Annotated in this window: 20 protein-coding genes; 14 read left to right on the top strand and 6 right to left on the bottom strand. The window is 55.9% G+C overall.

All coding sequences use genetic code 11. From position 1 onward, the window contains the following. Window positions 1-2: 2 nt before the first annotated feature. Window positions 3-632 (bottom strand): sugar transferase, encoded by a 630-nt coding sequence (locus tag ACR0M3_RS15770; protein ID WP_480484439.1) that lies wholly within the window; start codon window positions 630-632, stop codon window positions 3-5. 797 nt (window positions 633-1,429) lie between these two features. Between ACR0M3_RS15770 and ACR0M3_RS15765 the strand changes: the two genes are divergently transcribed. Genes ACR0M3_RS15765 through ACR0M3_RS15750 form a run of 4 tightly spaced genes read left to right on the top strand, consistent with a single transcriptional unit; the run spans window position 1,430 to window position 5,479 of the window. Then, window positions 1,430-2,206 (top strand): ExeA family protein, encoded by a 777-nt coding sequence (locus tag ACR0M3_RS15765; protein WP_480484438.1) that lies wholly within the window; start codon window positions 1,430-1,432, stop codon window positions 2,204-2,206. Between the two features lies 1 nt (window position 2,207). After that, window positions 2,208-3,749, top strand: coding sequence for a GumC family protein (locus ACR0M3_RS15760; RefSeq protein ID WP_480911618.1), 1,542 nt, complete (start codon window positions 2,208-2,210; stop codon window positions 3,747-3,749). 31 nt (window positions 3,750-3,780) lie between these two features. Continuing rightward, complete coding sequence (locus ACR0M3_RS15755; protein WP_480911616.1) at window positions 3,781-4,614, top strand: CpsD/CapB family tyrosine-protein kinase; 834 nt, start codon at window positions 3,781-3,783, stop codon at window positions 4,612-4,614. Next, window positions 4,595-5,479 (top strand): glycosyltransferase family 2 protein, encoded by an 885-nt coding sequence (locus ACR0M3_RS15750; RefSeq protein WP_480911614.1) that lies wholly within the window; start codon window positions 4,595-4,597, stop codon window positions 5,477-5,479. The genes ACR0M3_RS15755 and ACR0M3_RS15750 overlap by 20 nt, the downstream gene beginning before the upstream one ends. 68 nt (window positions 5,480-5,547) lie before the next feature. Here ACR0M3_RS15750 and ACR0M3_RS15745 read toward each other — a convergent pair whose 3' ends face one another. After that, window positions 5,548-6,087, bottom strand: a complete 540-nt coding sequence (locus ACR0M3_RS15745) for a VPLPA-CTERM sorting domain-containing protein (protein WP_480484434.1) — start codon at window positions 6,085-6,087, stop codon at window positions 5,548-5,550. 619 nt (window positions 6,088-6,706) lie between these two features. Between ACR0M3_RS15745 and ACR0M3_RS15740 the strand changes: the two genes are divergently transcribed. From ACR0M3_RS15740 to ACR0M3_RS15730, 3 genes are all read left to right on the top strand, one after another. After that, a complete protein-coding gene (locus ACR0M3_RS15740; RefSeq protein WP_480911612.1) occupies window positions 6,707-7,042 on the top strand; it encodes a hypothetical protein in 336 nt (111 codons plus the stop codon). Window positions 7,043-7,236: 194 nt separating this feature from the next. Further along, on the top strand, window positions 7,237-8,727 hold the full coding sequence (locus tag ACR0M3_RS15735) for a hypothetical protein (protein WP_480911610.1): 1,491 nt from the start codon (window positions 7,237-7,239) through the stop codon (window positions 8,725-8,727). Further along, window positions 8,724-9,749 carry a glycosyltransferase family 2 protein gene (locus tag ACR0M3_RS15730; RefSeq protein ID WP_480911608.1) on the top strand — a complete coding sequence of 342 codons (1,026 nt, stop codon included), beginning with the start codon at window positions 8,724-8,726 and terminating at the stop codon, window positions 9,747-9,749. The genes ACR0M3_RS15735 and ACR0M3_RS15730 overlap by 4 nt, the downstream gene beginning before the upstream one ends. Window positions 9,750-9,787: 38 nt before the next feature. Here the strand turns inward: ACR0M3_RS15730 and ACR0M3_RS15725 are convergent, their stop codons facing one another. Further along, a complete protein-coding gene (locus ACR0M3_RS15725) occupies window positions 9,788-11,272 on the bottom strand; it encodes an NAD(P)/FAD-dependent oxidoreductase (RefSeq protein WP_480911606.1) in 1,485 nt (494 codons plus the stop codon). Between the two features lie 671 nt (window positions 11,273-11,943). Here ACR0M3_RS15725 and rfbF point away from each other — a divergent pair. The 6 genes from rfbF to ACR0M3_RS15695 all read left to right on the top strand — a co-directional run bounded on the left by rfbF (window position 11,944) and on the right by ACR0M3_RS15695 (window position 18,439). Beyond that, window positions 11,944-12,717 (top strand): glucose-1-phosphate cytidylyltransferase, encoded by a 774-nt coding sequence (gene rfbF, locus ACR0M3_RS15720; protein WP_480484429.1) that lies wholly within the window; start codon window positions 11,944-11,946, stop codon window positions 12,715-12,717. Continuing rightward, the gene (rfbG, locus tag ACR0M3_RS15715; protein ID WP_480529070.1) at window positions 12,714-13,793 is read left to right on the top strand and encodes a CDP-glucose 4,6-dehydratase; all 1,080 of its coding nucleotides are present in this window, start codon (window positions 12,714-12,716) and stop codon (window positions 13,791-13,793) included. Before rfbF ends, rfbG begins: the two co-directional genes overlap by 4 nt. Beyond that, window positions 13,790-15,022, top strand: a complete 1,233-nt coding sequence (locus ACR0M3_RS15710) for a methyltransferase domain-containing protein (protein WP_480897087.1) — start codon at window positions 13,790-13,792, stop codon at window positions 15,020-15,022. Before rfbG ends, ACR0M3_RS15710 begins: the two co-directional genes overlap by 4 nt. Continuing rightward, the gene (locus tag ACR0M3_RS15705) at window positions 15,022-15,900 is read left to right on the top strand and encodes an NAD-dependent epimerase/dehydratase family protein (protein WP_480911604.1); all 879 of its coding nucleotides are present in this window, start codon (window positions 15,022-15,024) and stop codon (window positions 15,898-15,900) included. The genes ACR0M3_RS15710 and ACR0M3_RS15705 overlap by 1 nt, the downstream gene beginning before the upstream one ends. Then, a complete protein-coding gene (locus ACR0M3_RS15700) occupies window positions 15,897-16,298 on the top strand; it encodes a GtrA family protein (RefSeq protein WP_480484425.1) in 402 nt (133 codons plus the stop codon). Before ACR0M3_RS15705 ends, ACR0M3_RS15700 begins: the two co-directional genes overlap by 4 nt. Window positions 16,299-16,402: 104 nt before the next feature. Further along, window positions 16,403-18,439, top strand: a complete 2,037-nt coding sequence (locus tag ACR0M3_RS15695) for a B12-binding domain-containing radical SAM protein (RefSeq protein ID WP_480484424.1) — start codon at window positions 16,403-16,405, stop codon at window positions 18,437-18,439. Window positions 18,440-18,474: 35 nt separating this feature from the next. On the opposite strand, the gene ACR0M3_RS15690 is transcribed toward ACR0M3_RS15695, so the two are convergent. Both ACR0M3_RS15690 and ACR0M3_RS15685 read right to left on the bottom strand, forming a co-directional pair. Then, entirely contained in the window at window positions 18,475-20,523 is a 2,049-nt protein-coding gene (locus ACR0M3_RS15690) for a glycosyltransferase family 39 protein (RefSeq protein WP_480911602.1), read from the bottom strand. Beyond that, window positions 20,520-21,503, bottom strand: coding sequence for a glycosyltransferase family 2 protein (locus tag ACR0M3_RS15685; protein ID WP_480911601.1), 984 nt, complete (start codon window positions 21,501-21,503; stop codon window positions 20,520-20,522). Before ACR0M3_RS15685 ends, ACR0M3_RS15690 begins: the two co-directional genes overlap by 4 nt. Before the next feature lie 240 nt (window positions 21,504-21,743). Between ACR0M3_RS15685 and ACR0M3_RS15680 the strand changes: the two genes are divergently transcribed. Then, window positions 21,744-23,249: a PepSY-associated TM helix domain-containing protein gene (locus ACR0M3_RS15680; RefSeq protein WP_480911600.1), complete on the top strand. Its 1,506-nt coding sequence runs from the start codon at window positions 21,744-21,746 to the stop codon at window positions 23,247-23,249. A gap of 47 nt (window positions 23,250-23,296) precedes the next feature. On the opposite strand, the gene ACR0M3_RS15675 is transcribed toward ACR0M3_RS15680, so the two are convergent. Further along, window positions 23,297-24,733: a lipopolysaccharide biosynthesis protein gene (locus ACR0M3_RS15675; RefSeq protein WP_480484420.1), complete on the bottom strand. Its 1,437-nt coding sequence runs from the start codon at window positions 24,731-24,733 to the stop codon at window positions 23,297-23,299. Window positions 24,734-24,983: the final 250 nt, after the last annotated feature.

Raw genomic sequence — 24,983 nt, 5'->3', positions numbered from 1 at the left:
TTTCAGCAGCCTGTGCCGCGCAGAACCGCGAAAACTGTCCGAAACAGAATCTGCATATCCGTTTTGAATGACATGTCCTTCCAGTATTCCACATCATGCTGCGCGCGTTCGGCAAAAGTCGAGTTGTTCCGGTTCGATACCTGCCATGAGCCGGTAATGCCGGGGCGCATTCTGTAGTACATGTTGTTTGGATAAAGCTTTTTCTGGCACACCATCATAGGGCGGGGGCCGACCATCGACATTTCGCCGACAAAAACATTCCAGAATTGCGGCAATTCATCCATCGAAGATTTGCGCAAGAGCGTCCCGAACTTGATGATACGAGGATCATTTCGCAGTTTCTGGTCGCGGTCCCATTCCTCGCGGGCTTCAGGATTTGTTTTTAGATGCTCTTGTAGTATGTTTTCAGCGTCATGCACCATCGTGCGCAGTTTAAGCATCTTGAAGCTCTTGCCGTCTTTTCCAACCCGCTCCTGCCGGTAAAACGGTGTTACGCCCTGACTGGCGAGAAATACGGCCAGAAGCACAACCATCGGAACGACGAACGGCGCTGCAAGCAGTGTAAACGCGATATCAAAGATGCGTTTTCCCACACCTCTGTAGAACCCCGGATACTGAACTGAGGTTGGCATAACAGAGATGCTAGAGTAGCCCGCGCCAGCGTTGGCCACTTCTTTTGAATGACTTGTCACTATTTAAACCCCCAACACACACAAATACTCACGAACCACTTACCAAACTCAGGAACAGAACACGCTCGACCTCAACTACATATACTTAAAATCTTATATTTTTATACCACTTCGACCCTGCGTTTGTTCACTCGCGAGGCCACTTTCCCGTAATCAAGTGTTAACAAATTCGGCTTGGCTTGCAAAACAATAATACTGGCAAGGACACCTCAGAACGACTTAGTACGAGAGTTTTCCAACAGGATCGTGAAACTTTGCTCAACTGGTCTGTTGAAAGTTCAAGGGTTTCTGTTTCCTCACTGGGTACAATGGATTAAATTTTGTGCTTTTGGAGCCAACTTTGACCTCCCAGAGGCCTTTTTGACTCGTGTTCAAGCCAGATTGCCAAGGCGCCATCGACGGACCTTTTCCAAAGGCGTAGATGGAAACAATTGCGAGAAATATTTCTGATTGAAGGGGGCCGCAGGTCAATTCACCGCGTGTGCAGTTTAGTGGTGCCTGCTATCTTGATTTTGTGGCAAAGTAGTACCCAAGTACTTTTTGTTTATGTGACGTGTTCTTTATGTAAGGGATTTCTGGTGGTTCAGAGTTTAAGTTTGGATAATCTCCAGGGGGCCGGTACGAGGTTTGACAAGGCGGAAGGCAGCCGAGGTGCAATGGCGTCCAGTGACGGGTTTTATCTAGACTATTTCGGGCTCGATCGGCGGCCCTTCACACTGCTTCCGGACCCCGGATTCATGTACTGGTCACCGCTGCACAAGCGTGGGTATTCGGTGCTGCAGTTCGGCATCATGAGCTGTGCACCCATTACAGTGCTGACAGGCGAGATCGGGGCTGGGAAAACAACTCTGGTGCAGCATCTTCTGAGTGAAATGGAAGAGTCGATCACCGTTGGGCTGATCTCGAATGCGCAGGGTGGTCGCGGAGAGCTGCTGCAATGGGTTCTGCACGCGTTGGGCCTGCCAATTAACAACGACGCCCCCTATGTTCAGCTGTTCCGGGATCTGCAGGATTTTCTGGTTGCGGAATATGCCGAAGGGCGGCGGGTGGTCCTGATCTTTGACGAAGCGCAGAACCTGACAGTCGAAGGTCTGGAAGAAATCCGTATGCTGACCAATATCAACTCGAACACGGACGAACTGATCCAGCTTGTTCTGGTTGGCCAACCTGAATTGCGCGACATGGTTCTGGACCCCAAGATGCGCCAGCTGACGCAGCGCGTGGCCGCAAGTTTTCACCTGGAACGGATGGATGAATCGTCCGTCGAAGCCTATATCAGACACAGAATGAAAACGGCCGGCGGGTCCGGCGGTGAGTTTACAGAAGATGCCTGCAAGGTGATTTTTCAGCAGACCCGCGGTGTGCCGCGCCTGGTCAATCAGTTCTGTGACTTTGCCCTGCTTTATGCCTGGACAAATGAAGCGGACAAGATCGACGAAACCATCATCAATCAGGTGATCGATGATGGCGTGTTCTTTGGCGGAAACTCACTTGAGAAGGAGCTGACGGTCTAAGATGGGTCCTGTACGCTACTATTTCTCCATTTTCCTGCGGCGGTTTCCGTATTTTCTGGCCGTCGCCCTGATCGTGTCCGTGGCCTCGTTCATTGTCGCCAGAACATTGCCAGCCACATATGTTTCGACAATGCGCCTGATAGTTGAATCGCCCCAGATTCCGGGCAGTCTGGCGGCCAGTACTGTCACCACACCTGCGGCGGAACAGCTTCAGATTATCGAACAGCGCCTGCTGACCCGTCCGGTCCTTCTGGAGATCGCACGTGAGCTTCAGGTGCTGCCTAACCAGGATGAGGTAAGCCCTGACCAAATTGTCAAAGCCATGCGCAAGAACACCTCGATCTGGACTTCCGGTGGTCTCAATCAAGCCAACCTGATGACAATCAGTTTCGAGGCGCGGACCGGCCCGATTGCGGCTGGCGTCCTGAATGCGTATTTGACGGAGATCCAGAAGCTGGATGTCGCGTACCGCAAGGAACGCGCGACCGATACGTTGGCCTTCTTCCAACTGGAAGTCGACCGCCTCAACGACGAGTTGAGCAAACGCAGCGCCCGCATTCTTGAGTTTAAGAATGACAACTCCGATGCGCTCCCCGACAGTCTGCAGTTCAGATTGGCGCAACAAGGGGCGTTGCAAACCAATCTTGAACAGACGGATCAGCAGATATTTTCCCTCAAAGCTCAGCGGGAAAAACTTGTAAGGGTGTTCAGTTCGACAGGGCAGGTTGTCGGCCCTCTGCAGCAAAACCGGACCCCGGCACAACAACAGCTCAATCAGCTACAAACCCAGCTCGACAGTCAGCTGGTGGTCTATTCCGAGAACAGCCCACAGATCAAACTGCTTCGTGCCAGGATCGGAAAGCTTGAACAGGTCGTGGCCTCTGAACAGGCGACCACTCCAGCCTCACCTAGCACACAGACGGGCAATTCAACTCTTGATCTGCAACTGGCTCAGGTTGACACGCAGATATCTGCGCTTGAGGATCAGCGCCGCGTGACGCAGAGTCGACTTGATGCGCTGACCCTGACAATTGACCAGACACCGGCGAATGCTATCACTCTTGCAGAGTTGCAGCGCGAACACGACAACATACAAACCCAGTATAATGCTGCAGTCAGCCGGTTGGCCGCGGCCTCGACCGGAGAGCGGATCGAGGTCACGTCCCAGGGGCAGCGTGTTTCCGTGATTGAGCATCCGTCCACGCCAACCGAACCGGCCAAGCCGAACCGGTTGATGATCGCCGGGGGCGGGGCCGCTTTCGGGCTGGGGCTGGGGCTGGGGCTTGTGGTTCTGCTGGAAATCCTGAACCGATCTGTACGTCGGCCGGAAGACCTGATCAGCAAGCTTGAGGTCTGGCCGATTGCCACCATTCCCTATGCCCCTTCAAGGGGTGAAGTTATCCTGCAGCGAACCGTATGGGGTGGAATCATATTAGCCATTCTAGTCGGGGTTCCCGCTGCGGTCTGGACGGTGCACACCTATTATCTGCCCCTCGATCTTATCGCAGAGAGGGTCATGGATAAACTGGAGACATTCTGGTGAGTATTGTTTCGATTGATTTGGTGGATTTGTAATGGACCGTCTTCAGCAAGCTATTCAGAAAGCGCGTGAAGAACGCAACAGCCGGCAGCAGCTTCAGCCTGTGCCTCCCGCAGACATACAGAAGTCCTCGGCACCGCAAGAAAGCGGTGACCAAGATATTTGGCTGGCTGTGTCAGAGATACAGATCGAGCAACGCTTTGTCTCTCGCAACCGTTTGATGTCATTCCATGGGGGTGCGGACGCCACGCCCTATGACATGTTGCGCACCAAGATGCTGCAGCAGACCCTTTCCAATAACTGGCATCGGGTAGCGCTGACTTCCCCTTATAGTGGATGCGGCAAAAGCACGACAGCTGCCAATCTGGCCTTCAGCCTGGGGCGGCAGGAAGATTTGCGCACGATCGTGATCGATTTCGATATGCGGCGCAGGGGGCTGGCTGAGATTCTGAAGCAAACCGGCAGCTACAGCATGGCTGACGTCATTCAGGGGGCCGTACCGTTTCACGAACATGCGAAGCGTTATGGCAAGAACGTCATCTTCGGACTTAATTACACGTCCACCCGCAACCCGGCGGAAGTCTTGCAAAGCCGCCGGACAATCGAATTTCTCGAACAACTCGAAGCAGAATACAAACCCGACATCATTCTGTTCGACACCCCCCCCCTGATGATGAGCGATGACAGCCACGGATTTCTTAGGAATGTTGATTGCGCCCTGCTTCTGGCAGCAGCCGAAGAGACCAGCATTGATCATATCGACGTGGCTGAGCGGCAACTGGCAGAACTGACCAGCGTCATGGGTATTGTGTTGAATAAATGTCGGTACATCAGCGGGACTTTTGGCAATGAGTACGGCTCCTACTGACGCTGTACCGACTGATGCGGTAATTATTCCCCATTATAACGATTTGCCCCGGCTGGAACGGTGCCTTCAGGCTCTCAGAGAGAATGATTTGACGGCGACGGAAATCGTCGTCGTTGACAACAACTCTCCGGTATCGCTGGACACGATACGCCAGACCTTTCCCGAGGTGCATTTTGTTGTGGAACCCCAAAAGGGCGCGGCCCATGCCCGCAACCGCGGGGTTGCCGAAACCAAAGCGCCCCGACTGTTTTTCATCGATGCTGATTGTGTGCCCGCGCCGGACTGGTTGACCATCGGGCGCCAGATCGCGGATCAGGCCGATCTGATTGGTGGCCGGGTAGATGTCTTTGACGAAACGCCACCCCCGCGCAGCGGCGCAGAAGCGTTCGAGGCTGTTTTTGCATTCAACTTCCGCAGGTATATCGAGGTTCAGGGGTTTTCCGGCGCAGGAAACCTGTTGACCCGGAGGGATGTGTTCGATGCGATCGGCGGATTCGTCAACGGTGTATCGGAAGATCGGGAATGGACCATGCGCGCGGTCGCGCGCGGTTACAGCCTGAAATACCGGGACGACTTTCGCGTCAGCCATCCGTCCCGTCAGGACTGGGCCGCGCTCAAAACCAAGTGGCAGCGTACGACACAAGAGGCGTATCTGCTGCATGGCACCAACCCCGGCGCGCGGCTGCGATGGGCAATCCGTGGATTGGCCATGCCTGCCAGTGCGATCGTGCATGCACCAAAAGTCATCTCCAGCGGCAAATTGGCCTCGACAGGAGAAACCTGGCGGGCGATTGCCACGTTGTTCCGGCTTAGATGTCAGAGGATGATCTGGATGCTGCGCCAGGCAGCGAGTGGCGACATCTGAGCTTGCCAAACGAAAAGGGGCCGTAAAACACAGCCCCTTGTCTTAATCTGTCGGGTTTGCGCGCCCGTTCAGGCAGCTACTTTGCGGCGGCGCGTCAGGGCCAAACCGCCAAGCGCAGTCAAAAGCAGCAGGCCACCTGCGGGCAGCGGAACCGCAGCTACGTCAAAGTCAAAGCTGATCGGACCACCATTCGTCGTCGCTTGCGCATTAGCCCAGCTGAACACCAGGTTCTGGCTCAGGGAGTTCGGGCTCACGCTGCTAAACAATGTGCTGAGCGTGGTCTGGATGCCGCCCAGAACCGCTGTGCTTGCCAAAACGTTGCCGGGGTTTGCCGCGTCAACCCAACTCATGGTCAGACCTGTGAACGCACCCAGTACCCGAATGGTGACCGATGCATTTGCCGTCGCTATTAGCGGATCAACCGGAGATGTGAAGTTGACCGAGTACGAACCAGGCCCACCGAGTGTGGAGACAGATCCGATAAAGGCCGTATCCGATTTAATGTCATAGCTGCCGCCTGCCGTCACCGAGGTCAGCGCGCTGGCCGATCCAGCCATCATCACAGCAGCAACAATCCCCGCCGCCATCATTTTCAAACTTCTAAACATGCAAAGTCCCACCTTTGATTTTTATACACACAACCCGCTCGAAATCCCGGCAGGGCACCTACTGAAGTCATTCATAATTCATTTCAATTTGATTGCGAAGGATTTTTCGAAAGAATGTGTCTTTTTCTGGGCATTGAGCTGCTTTACGCAGCACAATAGTCGAATGTAACTATTTTTGTTTCCGCATTGAGAACCGGAATCGTTTGAATAAGACGAATCTGCGTCTGGGAGAGCGCGGTGGACTTCCAAAATTTCTGAGGTCTCCGTCCCGCTCCAGACATAGTCTGCGGGGTTCCTTGATGCAAATCCGCACCAAACCAATCCGTCTTTAGGTGAAATCGAAACTGCCTTACTCACATGGCGGGCAACTATCCGTCGCAAATTTGCGAAACAATCTGAACTATTTTGCCGAATTGTTCAATTTAGAATATCTGCGAACCGCATCTGAACGGAAAAATAGAAGAAAGCTGAGCCCAGCCATATTTCTCCTTCGATGGTCAGAAAGTTTCGTGTAGCTTTGGCTTGTTATTGTACCAAGTTCAGGCACGCATTATCAATCGGAAGTTGCAGTTTAGCCGTTTGTTTCGAGTGCCTGCCTATTTGCGAGGAGACATTGCGCATGGGTGTTGGCCAGAACATAGCCGCTGAGAATGCGAATTGGATCTTTGGGGGCAGTGATCCCGATACTTTTGTTGATCACATCAAGTTATCAGTACCTCTTTATGAAATGGGCACATCAACAGGGGAGCTGATCCACCAGCTGGCAAAGCACAATGCCGGGAAACCGGATGCCCGCTGGATTGGCATCGACGCCGAAAAGGCACGCAGTCTGAAAAGCGTGCTGGAGCCGTTTTCGACCCAAGGCAATCCGGATATGTTAGCCCGGGCCGGTTTCAAGGATGTGATGAGTACCCAGAAATACATTTGCTTTGAAGGATTTCTTGCAATCAACTGATTACTCAACGCCATGTCGGTGAGAGCCGGAGTGGGGTAACACCTATTTTGAATCGATTTATGGAGGCCGCTGAGAACGCTGATGGACGCGCCTGATTTTTATCTCTGTGAAATGGCGCTGGAGGGCAGGCTGAAGACGGTAGTCGCTTGTTTTCAGCACCCCGTACTTGCGGCAAAACAGGCTGCAGAACGGATATGACCGTGTCGGTTTATCCAGACAAACCATCTTGGAGGGTCAAGACATCCCTTCTGTTGATAGCGGCGCTGCTGGCCTGTCTGTCCGTGTTTCTGATCAATGGCGGGCCGCTTTATTACTTCGACACCGGCAGTTACATCCGGCAGGGGAATGTGGCCCTGAGCAGTTTTCTGCCGCCGACAGCTGATAGTGCTGCGGCGGGCGTAACCCACGTCGCCGACGAGGATACCACCGCAACCGGATCACGGTCACTAATCTATGGCCTCATCATGGCCGCATTTGTTAGGGTTGACGCCCTGTCCACCCTTCCGGTGTTGCATCTGGCCGTTACGTTGCTGGCTGTCTGGATGTTGGCGCGAACGGCTGGCCGGTCTCTGGGCGGCATGCAGAACTCAATCACGATGACTGCGGTGCCTTTGCTGGTGGCAGCCTGTACTTCATTGCCGTTTTATATCGCCTACATGATGCCCGATATTTTTGCCCCGGTGTTGCTGATCGTGATTGCCTCATTGACGGCCTTCGGGCGGATAATGCAGACTTGGGAGCTTTTGTTGATATCCGGTCTGGCCCTTTTCAGCGCTCTTCTGCACCCGTCTCATCTGGCGGTTGCAGCGTTGACGATCCCCTTTGTGGCTTTGGCAGCGCTCAGTGAGAAAAGACCGCGGCGTTGGCGTGCAACAATTTTGATGATGATGGTTCTGGCGCTGGCACTGGCCGAGCGCAAGGCTTTTCAGGTCACCGTGGAAATCGCCACTGACAAAGAGGTCGTCTATACACCGCATATCACTGCGCGGCTCATCGTTGATGGGCCCGGCATGGATTACCTGAACGAGGTCTGCCCGAATACTAAAATACCCACCTGCGCGTTACACGAAGCGCTATCGTGGTCGGACGACCCTTACAGGCTGACACCATCCCACATCATATTCGAACGCTCACCCAGCCTGGGTTCATTTCAGCTGATGTCGCCGGAAAACCAGAAACAGGTTGCTCTGTCCCAACGGGATTTCGCCAAAGCGGTTTTCCTGTCCCGGCCTCTTTCCACCTCGTTGGCGCTGGCCCGGAACGGCTATCAGCAGGTATTGCGCTATAGTATTGCTATGACGATTCCGACGGATGTAGAGCTGGAGAACGCCCGCTGGTTGGCCAGAATGGGAGACATCCAGCCCGATATGTTCCAGAGCGGTTCATTGTCTCAGGACAGGGGCTGGATAGAAACGGCCAATGCCATACACGGTCTGATCTATGCTGTGTCGTTTGCCTTTATCCTGATCAATTTGCTGCGACCGGGAATCCCCCGAGACATGAAACTATTCGCACTGTTCATTCTGATCGGGATTGCAGTGAATGCGCTGGTCTGTGGCGGGGTCTCGCAACCCGCAGACCGATATGGTGCCCGTGTGATGTGGTTGTTGCCTTTCACGGCTGCTTTTCTTTTTCTTGTTCAGCGTTCGTCAGTGTCGCAAGGCACGGCCGGAGATACCTCGTGACTTCAGATCAAACCCTTTCCATCAGCGTCGTCATGCCCGCCTACAAGGCCGAGCATCTGCTGCCCCGTGTCCTGACACCCCTGATTGAAATGCTGAATACCGGCCAGGTGCAGCAGGTTCTGGTCGTCGATGACCAGTCCCCGGACGGCACTGCGGCCCTTGCCCGCGAAATGGGGGCCACGGTTCTGACCACGCCAGTCAATGGCGGACCGGGGGCGGCGCGCAACCTAGCCGCCGAACACGCCACCGGTGACATCCTGTGGTTCGTCGATTCCGACGTCATCGCCTGGCCCGACGGCCCGGAGCATATCCGCCGTGCCATGTCCGAGGATAATGTTGGTGCCGTGTTCGGATCCTATGACGACGCGCCGGATGGGCAATCGTGGTTCTCGCGCTACAAGAACCTTCTGCATCGCTATCACCATCAGCGCGCCCGGCGCGAGGCGCGCACCTTCTGGGCCGGGTGTGGCGCCATCCGACGCGATGTGTTTCTTGAGGTCGGTGGCTTTGATGTGAAAACCTATGAGGTTCCGTCGATCGAGGATATCGAACTGGGTTACCGGATCGCGGGGACCGGTCGCCGTATCCTTGTCGAGCCACAGCTGCAGGGTAAACACCTGAAAGTCTGGACCATCCGCAACAGCCTGAGCACGGATATTTTCTGCCGCGCCCTGCCCTGGGCCCGGCTGATGATCTCGCGTGAGGGGCTGACGGATGACCTGAACACCTCGATGGCCGAGCGGGCGCGGGCTGCAATTGCGGGGCTGTTGCTGCTGTCGCTTCTGGTCCTGCCATTCTGGCCGGGGGCATGGCCCCTGCCCTTATTGCTGCTTGCAGCCGCCTTTGTCGCCAATTTCGATCTGGTGCGCGCCATGTCCGGGCATGGCGGACCGTGGTTCGCATTCAAATGCCTGCTCTATCATCAGGTCTATTATGTCTACTCGGCCACCATCTATGTCTGGTGCCTGTTCGAATATTATGTACTGGGGCAGAAGCAGAAGCTGCGCGTCAAGCGCAGCTAAATAGCCGTACAACACGGTGGACGAGCGGAGCTACAGCTTCACAGCGCAGTGCTTTTGCGGAGACTCTTGCCCGGCGACGCCTTCTTCTTGGGCTTAGCTTCAAACTCTTCGTGATAAGAGCGCTCAACATTGACATCCCAAACGTCATAATTCTCGCCCAGAATATTGCGCGCCGCGTACATCGCCGACAGCATGGAATGATCCTGGTTGTTGTAGCGGTGCAAACCATTGCGACCCACGGTCTGGAAGTTTTCCAGCGTCTTCAGCCAACCGCTGACCGTGTCCAGTGCCTCTTTGTATTCGCTGTCATAGACGGGATAGGCCTTGGGCTGCCGGATAACCGCGTGATCAATGACATCTCTGGCCTTGGCCAGACCAAGCTTTTCAAGCTCTTCACTCGCAAGATGCCTGAGGTCTTCATCACTTGACGACCACAACCCGTCACCTTTCTGGCAGAAATATTCCATCCCGATCGAGGCTGTATTCTGATCGGGCAGCATTTCTGCAGACCAGGCTCGGAAATTCTGGATACGACCAACCTTCACCTGTGGGCTGTGGATGTAAATCCAGTTGTCCGGGAACGGATCGGCGTGATCCAGTATCAGGGTCACGATCAGGAAATCGCGATATTTCAGGCGATCGGCGGCCTCGACCACCTCGGGTGGTGGCGGTGGATCAAAGGCGTGGATCAGATCGCGCACGGCCATCGAATTGATGAATTCCTCACCCTCGACCCGTTCGGTTGTTTTGTCACCGCTTTCGTCCCAATGACGCACATCAATCGACGTGACGCGTTTACCATCGCGGTTGACCTTCACTACTTCGGAACGGGTTTCGACCGAACCGCCCTTTTCCCGGATCAGATCGCGGGTCTTTTCCCACATCATGCCGGGGCCCAGACGGGGATACTGGAATTCCTCGATCAGGCTGGCCGTATCATTGGCCCCCGAAATCGCGTTCCAGACCGCTTTGGGCAGGGATAGGTTCTTGATCCGCTGCGCAGCCCAGTCGGCCCGGATTTCCGACGGTGGAATACCCCAGACCTTCTTGGTGTAGCTGTGGAAGAAATGCATGTAGAGCCGTCCGCCAAAGCGGTTGACGACCCAATCTTCAAAGGTGTCTTCCTGCTGGCGCGGTCGGATCTTCCATTTGATGAAACTGCCGATGATCTTGTAGGTCTCGTAAGGGCCGATATTGCCAAGAGCATTGAAGATCCGCAGCGGATAATCATAAAATTTGTTGCGGTAGAAGATGCGGCTCAGGCGTTGCACGGTGATGAAATCATCCCCCATCACCTCATGCCACATGTCCTCGACCTCACGCACCTTGGTGAAAAACCGATGGCCGCCTATGTCAAAGCGATACCCTTTATGCGTTTCCGTTCGGGAAATGCCGCCCACCATATCCGAAGCCTCAAAGACCCGGGGAACATGTGTGCCGCTCAGTTTTTGCAGTTCATAGGCGGCTGTCAGCCCTGCGGGGCCACCACCGATGACGACAACGGGAACAATATCTTTTTTCAAATGACTAACACCCATACCAAAACACTTACCTAAGGCTACAAGAGGTTATCCGGGATTCACAACAAAATCCTGTCAGCGCCCTAAACAGAGGGCCTGAGTTTTGAAGCCCGGCCTTCCGTACAGAAAATAGGCACCCTGATTAGACGAACCGCACCCGCTGTCCATCCCATAAAGAGAGGGGGCAGATGCGAACCGGATCGCCTGTGTCGAAAACCGGTTCAGAATTGGTAAAAACCTCTGTCTCCTACACAGTCCTAAACCGCATGCGCTTTTTCCAATAATTTGAATCGTAACGATGTTTTCCGACCGGTATAGCTTTGTCAAAATTTCCCGCAGGTGTGAAATGTGCATTTGGTCCGCGCAATTCTGATACAACATGTACGACCCTGAATATGAGCTCTTTTGAGCGCTATCTCTGTGATGTTCTTCACTGGATTGCCCGGCTGAAAGAGCGTGTCAACAATATCGCCTCTTTCCACCCATTGTGTATGTTTGAGCGCCAAGGCAACAGGAAATTCAGTGCCTCACGACTCGTGGCTTTGTGAATCTTGACAGGGTGGCGGCGCTGTCGTCCTAATGCGTGCGAATGTTTGCAATAACCCGGATGCCCAGATCCGGGTTAAGATGAGTGTATTGGTAGCCAGTCTCGTTGTTAACGAGGGAGTAATTTTATGAAATGCGTTATTCTGGCCGGTGGCTTAGGCACGCGGCTCAGCGAAGAAACCGTCAAGATACCAAAACCCATGGTTGAGATTGGTGGTAGACCGATCATCTGGCATATCATGAAAATCTACGCGGCCCATGGCGTCACGGATTTCATCGTCTGCCTGGGGTACAAAGGTTATGTCATCAAGGAATTCTTCGCGAATTTCTTTCTGCACAACTCGGACGTTACGATCGACCTGGCCAATGGCGGTCTTGAAATTGCAAACAGCAAGTCAGAACCGTGGCGCGTGACATTGATCGACACCGGAGACGACAGCCAGACTGGCGGGCGACTTCGCCGGGTCATGCATCTGCTCAAGGATGAAGAAGCGTTCTGCCTGACCTATGGCGACGGTGTTGGTGATATCGACATTCGGGCCGGGATCGATTTTCACCGGGCGCATGGCAAGCTCGCAACCGTCACGGCAGTTCCTCCGCCCCGCCGCTTCGGCCAGCTCGAGCTGCAGAGCAATCAGGTCCTGAATTTCTCTGAAAAACCCGTCGGGGATGGTGGGCTGATCAATGGCGGGTTTTTCGTGCTGTCCCCTAAAGTGGGCGATTACATTGATGGCGACGATACCGCCTGGGAACGCAGCCCCCTGATGAACCTGACGCGCGATGGCGAGCTGATGGCCTTTGAACATAAAAGCTTCTGGCAGCCCATGGACACTATTCGCGAACGCCAGGAACTGGAAGAACACTGGGCCACAGGCAATGCGCCGTGGAAAATCTGGGAATGAGTGCGAGCGCGTTTTCCGGACGCAGGGTGCTTGTAACCGGGCATACCGGCTTCAAAGGCGCCTGGCTGGCTGCCTGGCTGGCCGAGGCTGGTGCAGAAGTCGCCGGATACGCCCTTGCCCCCGAAACGAAACCCAATCTCTGGGCATTGCTGGATCAGCGCAAAATAAGGTCGGTCACTGGCGACCTGAATGATCGTGCGGCCCTGGACCGGATCATCGCGGACACCGACCCTGAATTCGTCTTTCATCTGGCGGCGCAATCCCTGGTCCGGCGCTCCTATCGCACTCCGGTTGAGACCTTCGCCACCAATGTTCTGGGCACAGTTCAGCTTTTGGACGCACTGCGTGCAGCCCCGAGCCTGCGCGCGGTGGTGGTGGCAACCTCTGACAAGGCCTACGAGAATGTCGAACAGGTCTGGGGCTATCGCGAAACCGACCCGATGGGCGGGCATGATCCGTATTCCGCATCGAAGGGTGCGACCGAAATAGCGGTCGCAGCAATGCGGCGCAGCTATTATTCACCGGATGCCGCCGATCCACATCCGGCCCGGATTGCCAGCGCACGCGCGGGCAATGTCATTGGCGGTGGCGACTGGGCCGAAGACCGTTTGGTTCCCGATATCGTGCGCGGCTGTCTGAGCGATGAAGGACGCGTCGTATTACGCTATCCCGGCGCAATCCGCCCCTGGCAACATGTTCTGGAACCTCTCAGGGGGTACATGATGCTGGCCCAGAAGCTCGAACAGGACGGTGCCTTCGCAGCGGGATGGAATTTTGGCCCCGAACGTGACGATGAACGCCCGGTTCTGGATGTGGCCCAGGCGGTCATCAAGGCGCTTGGGCAGGGCCGGATCGATATCGACACCCCGGCGGATGCGCCGCATGAGGCCAAGATGCTTCGGCTGGATGTATCGCAGGCGCGTGCACTTCTTGGCTGGCGCCCGGTCCTGAGTTTTGACGACACCGTCAGGCTGACGGCAGACTGGTATGCGGGCTGGGCCCGCGGCACTCCGGCAACCGAGCTGTGCCACGCCCAGATTGCCGAATTCGAAACACTGAGTATGAGACAGGTATGACCGGCACGACCCATCCCACCTGCCGCCATTGCGGCGCGGACCTTGAGATGACGCTTGTCGATCTCGGACTGTCCCCTCTGGCCAATTCCTATGTCGACCCCGCGAAAGCGGACAAACCGGACCCGGTCTATCCATTGCACGCCCGCGTCTGCACCGAATGCTGGTTGGTTCAGGTGGATGATGTCGTACCGGCGGAAGAGATATTTTCGACCGATTATGCCTATTTCTCCAGCTTCTCGGACAGCTGGCTGGCCCATTGCCGGGATTACGTGGAAAAAATGGTCAATCGGTTCGATCTCGGACCGGACGATCTGGTGATCGAGATCGCCTCGAATGACGGGTATCTGCTGCAGTATTTCGTTGAAAAAGGCATCCCGGTTCTGGGGATCGAACCTTCAGGCAATGTGGCGGCGGCGGCACAGGAAAGAGGTGTGCGCACGCTGGTCGATTATTTCGGCGAGGCGCTGGCCCGAAAGGTTGCTGCGGTCGAGAAACCCCCGGCCCTGATCGCCTCGGCCAATGTGCTGGCGCATGTGCCTGACATCAACGATTTCGTTGCCGGCATCGCCACCCTGCTGACGGGGGACGCGGTCTATACAGTTGAATTCCCGCACCTTCTGAACCTGATCAAAAGCGTGCAGTTCGACACGATCTATCACGAACATTATTCCTATCTGTCGCTGCTGGCGGTCGAGACAATCTTTGCCAGGGCGGGTTTGCGCGTCTTCGACGTCGAAGAGCTGCCGACCCATGGCGGATCGCTGCGGGTTTATACCTGTCTTGAAGGAGCCAGCCACCCCGAAGGGCCCGGCTTGGCCAAGGTCCGCGCGGACGAGACTGCGGCACAGTTCGACCGGCCTGAAGGTTACATGAATTTCACCACTCAGGTCGAAGCGCTGCGCGATGGGTTGCTTGCCTTCCTGCGTGAAACAAAGGCGCGGGGCGACACGGTTGCCGCCTACGGTGCCGCTGCCAAGGGCAATACGCTGCTGAACTATGCCGGGATCGGCCCCGATCTGATCTCTTACTGCGTCGACCGCAACCCGGCCAAGCAGAACACGCTGCTGCCTGGCAGCCATATCCCCGTGCATGGGGTCGAAGCCCTGCGCGAGGCGCCGCCGGATTACGTGCTGATCCTGCCCTGGAACATCCGGGATGAGGTCATCGGGCAACTGTCCGACCTGAAGGTGCGGTTCGTGACCGCCGTGCCGGAAGTCAGGATCAGCTGATGGCACGGGTTCTGCTGACCGGCGCAACCGGATTGATCGGACGTGCAACAGTCCCGGTTCTGACACAGGCGGGCCATGAGGTGGTGACGCTGGGCCGCAACCCGGCAAGCGACATCCCCTGTGATCTGCTGGACCCCAGCGCCACCACAGCAGCCCTTGAAACAGCTCGCGCCAGCCATCTGGTTCATCTGGCTTGGCATGACGGACCACGCGACCGCTGGGCTTCCCCGGCCAATCTGGACTGGATGGCCGCCACGCTGCACTTGGTGCGGGAGTTTGCGCGTACAGGCGGGCGGCGTGTGGTCTGCGCCGGAAGCTGTGCCGAATATGACTGGTCGGTGCCGGACCTGACCGAAGCAACGCCTTTGCGGCCCCGGACCCTTTACGGGGCCGCAAAGGCTGCGACCGGTCTGGCGTTGAGCGCAGGCCAGGATGCGCTTGGCTTGTCTCTGGCCTGGGCTCGTATTTTCTTTGTCTACGGACCGGATGAACCGCCGGGCCGGTTGTTTGGCGATCTGATTTCAAATCTGAAGATAGGTGAGCCCGTAGATTGCACCGATGGACGACAGGAACGGGATTTCCTGCATGTCGATGACCTGGCGCGCGCGCTGGCGCTTTTGCTGGAAACCAATGTCACCGGTGCGATCAATATAGCAAGCGGCACCGCCGTCCCGGTCCGGCAGTTGATTGAAGAGGTGGCAAACCAGATGCATCACCCTGACCTGATCCGGCTGGGGGCTATCTCCCGCGCGGCAAATGATCCCGACCGGCTGGCAGCGGATGTAACCCGGCTGCGGAACGAAGCCGGGTTTTCGCCACAATATGATATTATCACCGGAGTCGCCCGGTGTCTTTTGACAAACGAGGAAGCTGTATGAAATCTTCGTTCTTTCTGCGAAAACAGTCCTTCATGCTTTTTGCTCTGGTCGGTATTGTTAACACGATCTTTGCATACGCGGTTTTTTCGGTTCTGAGCCTGTCAGGCTTGCCAGCACAGGTCGCTCTTGCGGTCTCGTTCGTCATCGGCGTGTCGTGGAATTTTATGACCCACGCCCGCATTGTATTCGAAACCAAAGGGTTGAGGAGATTACCCTTCTACCTCGTGGCATATGCCATAGTTTACATCTTCAACGCTTTTTCGCTCGAAGCGCTCCTGCTCGCAGGGCTGCCTCCGATCATTGCACAAGGTCTGCTGGTTCTACCCGCTGCGGTGCTGGCATTCATCCTTGTTTCCCGGGCATTGACCGATCGCTTCCCGTGGCAGCAGAAGGTCTGAAATAATGCGTCAAAAACACTTTCACCCCCGAACCGGTCCATCTGATACAGTAGGATATGGACTGTTAAATGTATTTGGTACCAGTGCTGGAAGGATAATCGTCAATGCGTCTTTATCTTGCTGATCTTGGACATAACCTCGTTACCGCAACATCAGACACCTACCCATTAGGTGTCGGCAATCTTGCGACTTTCGCCCAAGCCTATGCGAAAAGCCCGACATCGATCGAGGTTGCAATCTTCCGCGACCCTCAGGAATTGAAGGCAGCCATTGATGCGGCGGTACCCGACATCATTGGTTTCTCAAGCTATTCCTGGAACCACCACCTGGCCTTGTCCTTTGCGGATTACGTCAAGGCGATCAATCCCAATGTTCTGACCCTCATGGGCGGCCCCAATTTTCCACTGACCGAAGAAGAACAGGACAGCTGGATCCGGACCATGCCACAGATCGACATGCATGTGCGCGGCCCCACCTATGAGGGCGAGCGTGCATTCCTCAGTACGCTGCAACGGTTCATCGATGTTGGCGCCCGCCGCGAAGGCATGTGGGAAGAGGCCGTTGATGGCGCGCTTTACGTGCACCCGAAAACCGGAGAGATCCTGCGCGGGAGCGAGCCGCCCCGCATCCGCGATCTGGACGAAATCCCGTCACCCTATCTTGCCGGGCTGATGGACAAGTTCTTTGATACCGGCCTGTTTGCACTGATGCAGCTGGCCCGCGGCTGCCCGTTCACCTGTGCCTTCTGCAACTCGGCAGTCAAATCGAACTCGAAAGTCTTCCGCCATTCGTTCGAACGTACCAAGGCCGATCTGGATTACATCGTGGCCCGCATCAACCATGCCAGCCCCTTGTGCTTTGCTGACGACAATTTCGGCATGTATGTGCAGGACGAAGAGGTGGCCGACTATCTGGGCCATCTGATGGATAAATACGATTGGCCCAAATATATCCGGACAACCACCGGCAAAAACCGCGGCGACCGGATCATCAAGGTGATGCGCAAGGCCAAGGGCCGGTTGCCAATGACCTCATCGGTTCAGTCCCTGAATCCGGTAGTTCTGAAGAACATCAAACGCGACAACATCAGCCTGGATACTTATACCGAGGTACAGCAGGAGCTTCATTCAAAGGGCATGCAATCCTATGGCGAGCTGATCCTGTGCATGCCGGGTGAGACCAAGGAATCCTTTATGGATGCGGTCGACAAGCTGATCGAAACCGGTGTCAGCCGGGTGGCGGCACACCAGCTGATGCTGTTGCATGGCGCGCCACTGGCCAATCCTGACAGCCGCAAAGAATTTGGTTTCAAGACCCTGCACCGGGTCGTTGCCCGATGCCTGGGCAAATATAACGGTCCAACCGTGGTCGAGACCGAGGAAATGGTGGTCCAGTCCGAGAATTTCTCGTTCCAGGATTACCTGGATACCCGTGTTTTCCATCTGCTTCTGACGATCTTCTATTATGAAGACAATTTCGAAGAAGCCTTCCGGCTGGCGCGTTCTCTGGACATCCGACCGTTCCAGATCATCAAGCATATGCAAAAGATTCTGGATCAGGCACCGGAGCCGTTCCGCAATGCAGTGGCTGGTTATCTGGAAGAGAACCAGGCTGAGCTGTTTGAAACCCGGGCCGATTGCGTGGCTTGGGCGCAGGACAATTACGATGACCTGATCAGCGGTGAACTGGGGGGCAATCTGCTCAGCAAATACTCGATGATTGGCCGGTTCATTGTACTGGACGAAGCGCTTATTTTCCTGAAGCGGGCCATCTCGGACCTGCTGGATGAAGGTGATCACGAAGCGCATGCCATGCTTGACACGATCATCAACTATTACAGCGCCGTGATGCTGCATGTGCCCTTCTCTCAGAGCCTGGAGAACGAGCCGGTCTGGAGTTCATCCTTTGATGTCGAAGCCTGGCGGAACTCGGGGTATGAGGGTACTCTGACCGATCATCAGTTCGACGCGCCGCGCAATTTCCAGACACAGGTCGATCCACGCATAAAAACGACCCTGCTGTCCCGGATCGACACCTTTGGTGAACATGCTTCGGGGCTGGGACGCTTTACGCGGACGATGTTTGCCAATGACTTCAGACGCAACTTTGTGGCCGCCGAAAACCAGCACGCTGCTGAGTAATTGCGCTCGGGAAAACCCGACTGACCCGGGGCGTGTCAGTCTGCGTCGCTCAGGTAGACAACCTCGCGTCCGGGGAAGGCAGCGATAATAGCCGCGTTCTGATCCGGCCCCAGATCGTTGAGGAAAATTGGCTTATCCGGCGGCAGGAACGGATCGTTGAGATAAAGCGCAGACCCGATGTCTCCTTTTGTCGAGACAAAAATCAACGCATTGCCCAGATCAGCGGCTTCAACCTGTCGCCTGATGTCACCGCTATACCCGCCATATCCGTCATATTTCGAAACACCGCGCCAGGATGTGAAACTGACAACCGAAATGGCGCAGAGCAGCAGAACAACACAATGCAGGCGGCCGCGATACTGCTCGGGCAACCGATCATTGATCGCCTCGATCCCAGCCGCAGACAAAACCAGGATAGGCAGCAATGCCGTGTGCCAATAGCGCGGTCCGAGGTAGAAGGTGCCTGTAAACCAATAGAAGAACAGAACAGCCACGAGGGCAGCAAAGATCACCAGCATCGCACGGTCAAACCCGGTCAGCTTTTTGCGCCAGATAAAGACGATCCAGAGCGGAACCAGCGACCCGAATGTCCAGCCCAGAAGTTCGAGGTTAAGCGAGGCAAGCGCGTTGACCAGGTTCAACACGGCTTCGGCGGGGCTGTGACCGATCCAGATATCCAGCGCCCCCCAGCTTTGGGCGGGCGGGCCCACATTTTCCCCAAATCCAAATGCGTTTTGCGTGTCCGGCCACAGACGGCTGAGATAGTCGGCTTGTGCGGTTAACAACGGATCGCCCGTGATCGCGTGATTGACCAGAAAAACGACAGACCCGGACAGGATGCCCCCGACACCACAGGCAAGCACTTGCCCGATCCCGGCAGGCAGTCGGCGAAGCACCCACAGGCCTGTCAGACCACCCACGATCAACCCGTCCAACGGTCGGGTGACAAATCCCCATCCCAAGGCCAACCCGGCGGCAAATGCCAGGAATACCGCCCGGCGGGCAGACCCCTCTCCGGCCCGGATCAAACACCACCAGGCCAGTAAGATCGTCACCAGCATAAGCGCGTGGTTCATCAGCGTGGCCCCAACAGCCAGCACCCAGGGTGAGGTTGCCATAAGCAACGCGACCATATCCGCGCGTTCCCGGCTGATTGCCCGGCGGACAATGTCATGGGCCAGCCAAACCGATATCCCGGTCAGGATCGGATTGATCGCCCATGGCGCCCCGACCAGCACCCCAAGGCTCAAAACCATGGCCCAGCCCTGTGCCGGAACACTGATCCATTTGCCCTCATGTATTTCGAGAAGATAATATTCCAGCGCGGGGTGTGCCGCTTCGGGCGGGGCCGGAGCCCAGAGCGTGCCAGCCGCAAAGGTCCGTGCCTGAAAAAGATAGGCCAGCTCATCCTCGACATGGGGCACCTGATCGAACGCCGTCCAGGCCAGTATGGCGCTGACCAAAGTCGCAAACACCGCCAAACCAGCCACCGGGATTCGCGGCATGTGGTCTGGCCCAACCACAACAAACATGGCCAGTATCGTGGCCAGTTGAACCAGTGACAACACACCGCCAACACCGATCTGCAAGCCATAGGCCACATGATAGCCATAGGCGATATAAGGAGTTGCCGACAGGCCGAAAACCGCAACCAGAACCATCAGCTGAAACAGGCGAAATATCCCCGCTTTGGCGAAAAGACCGCCTATGGCTGCGCGCCCTGCAGGCCGTATGAGAACAACGCCGATCACCGCCGCCTGCATCGTCAGTATCGCCAGCATGATCAGGTTCTCAGGCGGGTCCGCAGAAATCTCAAGGCGTGGAAACCAAAGCGGTTGCGTCAGCCACAGCCGGGCTGCGCCGCCCAAAAGAGCTATTGCACTCAGAAAGCCAAACAGAACCTGACCACGCAGCCAGAAGAAGCCCAGAAAAAACACCGAGGCCACCACCATGCACCCAAACCATATGCGCAGCTCGGGCAGAGTTGCATTGGTGGTCGGAGGATCTGCGGCCCACGCGGGACCACACCCCAATACGAAAAGGCCAATAAGACCCCACAGAAACTGACTTGAACGGAGGCTCATGCCATGTGTTCTTCTTTGACCAGCGCAGGATCCCGTGCGGGACCATCAATATTGATACGTTCCTGCTCGGTGACGATCGGTCCGCCGCGCACCTGGTTGTGGATCGAGGTAATGTATTCCCCAAGCATACCGATGAACAACATCTGGATACCCGACAGGAAAAACAGCGCTACGATAATGGTCGTTGTCCCCCGCGGGGCCTGCTCGGGGTTAAGGAAATACAAAACTGTGGCAATAAGGGAAAACAGGATACAGCCAATGGCAATGACCAGACCGCTGAGCGTACAAAACCGCATTGGCGCGCGCGTGAAGGCGAAAATAGCGTTCAGCGCCTGATCCGTCAGGGCCATCAGATTATGCTTGGACAACCCCCGTGCCCGAGCCCGCCAGACATAAGGCACAATCACCCGGCGGAACCCACAGCTTGCTATAATGCCACGGATATACGGGTAATGATCCCGATGCGACAACACCGCCTTGAGCACTTTGCGATCGATCAACTGGAACTCACCGACAGATGATTCCATCGTCACGTCTGACAATCGGTTAACGATCGTATAAAACGCCGATCGTGCGCAGCGCATCATAAAGCCTTCTTCACGGCTGGCCCGTGCACCCGCGACCACATCATACCCGCTTTCCCACAACTGTACGAATTCCGGGATCATTTCGGGCGGGTCCTGCAGATCAACCGGCAGAATGACGACAATCGCATCCCCCCCGGCATAACGCAGCCCATTGAAGGCGGATCGAAACACACCGAAATTGCGGGCGTTCACTACCACTTTTACATTCTTGTCTTTGGCGGCGATCCCACGCAGGATTTCCACGGTACGATCGGTCGAAGCATTGTCGACAAAGACGTGCTCACACCTGTAACCCCGCAGCTCTTTTTCAAAAATCGCCTTAACGGTTTCGTAGCAATTTGCCACGTTGTCTTCTTCGTTGAAGCAAGGAGAGACAACAGAAATTGTTTTCATATCATCATCTAACATCTAACGGCACCACTTACCCACCCAATATGCAGACACAATCATAGCATCCCGCAAAGTTTGGGATTCGCACAACATCTGCACCGCAGAAAAATCATGCAACAATGCGTATTCGCAGCCACAGAGAAGATTAAATCCGTCCTACCCGGTAACGTTACCGCGCGACTATTGTTTCCCGAGCCTTAATCGATTTTAGTATACTAAGGAATTGTAGACTGAAAAATTCAAATGAATCGTAGAATCCGTAATGCGCTTTTTCAGATCCACACCTGGATGGGCCTGCAATTATCTCTCTTTTTTGCATTCATGTTTCTGACCGGAACCCTTCTGGTGGCCGGATTCGAACTTGAATCGATTGGCCGTCCGGCGATCTGGACCACTATCGCCAAGGAAGATCGCACCGCCAGCTTCGGTATGATCTATGAAGGTGTCAAAGAATCCCATCCCCAAAGCCGGCCTTTCGTGATCGTCAAACGCTCAACCCCCTGGTTCGTGGACCAGGTCTATGGCAACACAGGTTGGGGTGAGGCGGTAACATTCTGGACAGATCCGGCCACCGGAGAGGTTGTCGAAGAAACGCGCAACCTAGGCTTTCGCAACATATTGCGGGATTTGCACGATACGCTTCTAACCGAGAAACGGGCCATGTTCGTACTGGTTTCGTCCACATCGGTCCTGCTGCTGGGACAGATCATCAGCGGGCTCGTTACGTATCGGCGGTTCTGGAAAGGGTTTTTCCGGTGGCCCAGCCGTTCGAACGGAATACGATCATGGGCAGGCGGTGCGCATCGGCTCACCGCTGTGTGGTCCGCACCGGTTGTGATCCTGATCGCCCTGACCAGCTTCTATTTCATGCTAGGTGGGTTGGGAATGAGTGGCACAACACCAGAGCTTCCTCCCTCGTCTCCTCGCGACTCCGCTTTGCCGACGGGCTTTGGGCCAGAGATGATAAACATTGCCGAAGCCCGCGCCCAGGCGGCCCTGTCCGGTTTTGATCCTGTTGTGATGCTTATACCCGGCAGCAAAGCCGACAGCCTTGTCTTTATCGGGCATGTAGAAGGGATCGCAGAATTTCGCGGCATGAGTTCCGTTGCGCTGGATCCGGCGACGCTCGAGGTTCTGGGGGTTCTGACGCCGAACGGTTTGGGCGGGCTTGCGAAGTGGAAAGAGCTGATGAACATGCTGCATTTCGGCACCTGGGGCGGCGCGTTCTCGATGGCGCTATGGATTATTCTCGGCCTGATTGCCACCGGCCTTGCCCTTACAGGCGCCCTGATTTTCGCGGCCAGAATTGCCCCTGATGCCACACAAAATGGCCCACTTAGGCGCATCTGGCGTGGTATGGGATGGACCCGGTGGGGATACCTTCTGTTATTGGCAGGTATTCTGTTTACCGCGTATTACCGTTTTGGCCCCAATTCCCACGACAGAACCAGAGCTTTTGCAATCGACGCCCCACCGTCGGTTGCCCGATTGATTATGGACGCCCCACTCCGGCGCGACACCGCCCTTGATATCCAACTTCGGATCGGTGAGCCTGATGTTCAGGCTGCAGCGATCACGATCAATGGCGATGAGGTGCAGGCGGTCAAATTCACACAGAACGGTGACAGGGCCATCGCCAGTTTTGAGCTGCTCCCTTCGGAGGCGGAGAATAACATCACCGCTCACCTCAAAAAATCCAACGGCGCGGAGAAGGCTGTCAATTTCCGCCTCGGCGCACCGATTTGGTAGCTGCCTGTCCCGCTCATCAACCAGGATGGGTAGCGCATTAATATGTGCTATCCACTGACCTCTTGCGGGTCAATCTCGGGGCCTGTTTCCTCTTTCCTGCGCACCATTGCGATCAGCAGACGCAACCTGTCACGCAAAAACAATGCAGCCAACAGACAATAAACAACCATTCCGGTCGCAGTGCCGATCAGCAGACACAAAACCTGAGACATCCCGTCCAGTTGCCGCACAATTCCAAACACTGCGAGAGCCATTCCTGCAGATAGCAGAAACGGTGCGAGATGCTGCCGCATCAAAGCCGGGCCGGGCAGCCCTGCAATATGCCCCAGATTGGCGAATTTGAGCGGCCAGATCAGCAGAAAGACCGCCACAAAACCGGCGGTGACGACGGGCAAACCATACGGAGCCAGTGCCACGATCGCCGCCGCCGCCAGCGCCACTTCGACCCAGGACAGAACCGCCAGACGCCCGGCCTGACCTGCCGCCAGACAAAAGGTCTGCTGCACCTTTTCGGCGCACAGATACATGCCGAACACCGACATCAGGCTCAGGACCGGAGCCGCCAGAGCCCATTTCTGACCAAACAGCAAGACCAGCGCGGGCTCTGACAGAACCGCCAGCCCGGCAAAGGCCGGAAAGGCCAGAAACCCGGTCAGGCGCATGATGTCGATCAGCAAATCCGTCGCCGGACCACCATCGCGCGCAGCCGCCCCAAAGGCAGGCTGCGCCACGGTGCGCAGCGGTGTGATAATCAGGAACGAGGCGGTCTCGATCACCCGCCAGGCAATTGCGTAATACCCCGCCTGCACCGGCCCCAGCATCGCGCCGATGATTACCGCAGGCGATTGCACCGCCGCCAGTTCCGCCGCGCGCAGGCCCAGAATCCGGTGGCTGAAATGCAAAATCCTGCGCATGTGATCCCGCGACGCGTGAAAAGCCGGACGCCAGGACACTGCGCCCCAGGCCATCACGATATTGGTCGCTGTCATCGCCAGCCGCTGACCGACCAGGCTCCAGACCCCGTACCCGGTCAGCGCCATGCCAATTCCCACAACCCCTCCGACCGCCGCGCCAAGTGCTGCGCGGATGGCCAGAACACGGAACTTCATTTCCCGGCGCAGGATCGCCACAGGCACTGCCGTCAGAGAAATCATCAGAACTGTTGGGGACAATCCTATCAACAATTCGCCCGCAATCGGTTCATTGTAGAATTTCGAGACCAGCCCTGCGCCCAGATAAAGCGCAATTGTCAACACACCCCCGAGCAGCGCCAGCAACCAGAAAACCGAATTCAGCCGCTCTGGTGACAGCGCATCACGGGTCAGCAGAATGTCGGAAATCGTTTCGCGCACCAGAAACTCGGAAAACAGCACAAAGGCCGCAACCATCGCCAGCAAACCAAAGGCCTCGACCCCTAAAATACGGGCAAGAATGGCAAAAATGATGAAGTTGAACGCCTGCTCGACCCAGATACCAGCCGACATCCAGGCAACTCCGCTGCTGAAACTCTGCCGCCCTGACATCCGTTTCCTTCCTGCTGCCCGCACCCCGCCATGTTCCAGGCGGCACATGCCTCAAACACTTGCACCTGCTGCGTGCAGTATACGTAATTACAAACTTGACGCCTTAACGGTCGAATTTGGTCAAATTTATTGTCTATGTTCAGTCTGTACGTGTTCGAATACTATACGCAATACAGGGAATTATGCCCGTTACGTTCCATGCGCCACGCAA

This window comes from Ruegeria sp. O5 (assembly GCF_056535105.1).
Note: the sequence above shows the minus strand (reverse complement) of the source record. Positions and strands in the feature narration are given on the sequence as shown.

What these genes read in the sequence shown, in the direction of transcription:
- ACR0M3_RS15735 (WP_480911610.1), top strand. Translation starts at nt 7,237, where the DNA reads ATGACCGTGTCGGTTTATCCAGACAAACCATCTTGGAGGGTCAAGACA.
- ACR0M3_RS15745 (WP_480484434.1), bottom strand. Translation starts at nt 6,087, where the DNA reads ATGTTTAGAAGTTTGAAAATGATGGCGGCGGGGATTGTTGCTGCTGTG.
- ACR0M3_RS15740 (WP_480911612.1), top strand. Translation starts at nt 6,707, where the DNA reads ATGGGTGTTGGCCAGAACATAGCCGCTGAGAATGCGAATTGGATCTTT.
- ACR0M3_RS15700 (WP_480484425.1), top strand. Translation starts at nt 15,897, where the DNA reads ATGAAATCTTCGTTCTTTCTGCGAAAACAGTCCTTCATGCTTTTTGCT.
- ACR0M3_RS15695 (WP_480484424.1), top strand. Translation starts at nt 16,403, where the DNA reads ATGCGTCTTTATCTTGCTGATCTTGGACATAACCTCGTTACCGCAACA.
- ACR0M3_RS15685 (WP_480911601.1), bottom strand. Translation starts at nt 21,503, where the DNA reads ATGAAAACAATTTCTGTTGTCTCTCCTTGCTTCAACGAAGAAGACAAC.
- ACR0M3_RS15765 (WP_480484438.1), top strand. Translation starts at nt 1,430, where the DNA reads ATGTACTGGTCACCGCTGCACAAGCGTGGGTATTCGGTGCTGCAGTTC.
- ACR0M3_RS15690 (WP_480911602.1), bottom strand. Translation starts at nt 20,523, where the DNA reads ATGAGCCTCCGTTCAAGTCAGTTTCTGTGGGGTCTTATTGGCCTTTTC.
- ACR0M3_RS15755 (WP_480911616.1), top strand. Translation starts at nt 3,781, where the DNA reads ATGGACCGTCTTCAGCAAGCTATTCAGAAAGCGCGTGAAGAACGCAAC.
- rfbG (WP_480529070.1), top strand. Translation starts at nt 12,714, where the DNA reads ATGAGTGCGAGCGCGTTTTCCGGACGCAGGGTGCTTGTAACCGGGCAT.
- ACR0M3_RS15760 (WP_480911618.1), top strand. Translation starts at nt 2,208, where the DNA reads ATGGGTCCTGTACGCTACTATTTCTCCATTTTCCTGCGGCGGTTTCCG.
- rfbF (WP_480484429.1), top strand. Translation starts at nt 11,944, where the DNA reads ATGAAATGCGTTATTCTGGCCGGTGGCTTAGGCACGCGGCTCAGCGAA.
- ACR0M3_RS15770 (WP_480484439.1), bottom strand. Translation starts at nt 632, where the DNA reads ATGCCAACCTCAGTTCAGTATCCGGGGTTCTACAGAGGTGTGGGAAAA.
- ACR0M3_RS15675 (WP_480484420.1), bottom strand. Translation starts at nt 24,733, where the DNA reads ATGTCGGCTGGTATCTGGGTCGAGCAGGCGTTCAACTTCATCATTTTT.
- ACR0M3_RS15680 (WP_480911600.1), top strand. Translation starts at nt 21,744, where the DNA reads ATGAATCGTAGAATCCGTAATGCGCTTTTTCAGATCCACACCTGGATG.
- ACR0M3_RS15705 (WP_480911604.1), top strand. Translation starts at nt 15,022, where the DNA reads ATGGCACGGGTTCTGCTGACCGGCGCAACCGGATTGATCGGACGTGCA.
- ACR0M3_RS15710 (WP_480897087.1), top strand. Translation starts at nt 13,790, where the DNA reads ATGACCGGCACGACCCATCCCACCTGCCGCCATTGCGGCGCGGACCTT.
- ACR0M3_RS15750 (WP_480911614.1), top strand. Translation starts at nt 4,595, where the DNA reads ATGAGTACGGCTCCTACTGACGCTGTACCGACTGATGCGGTAATTATT.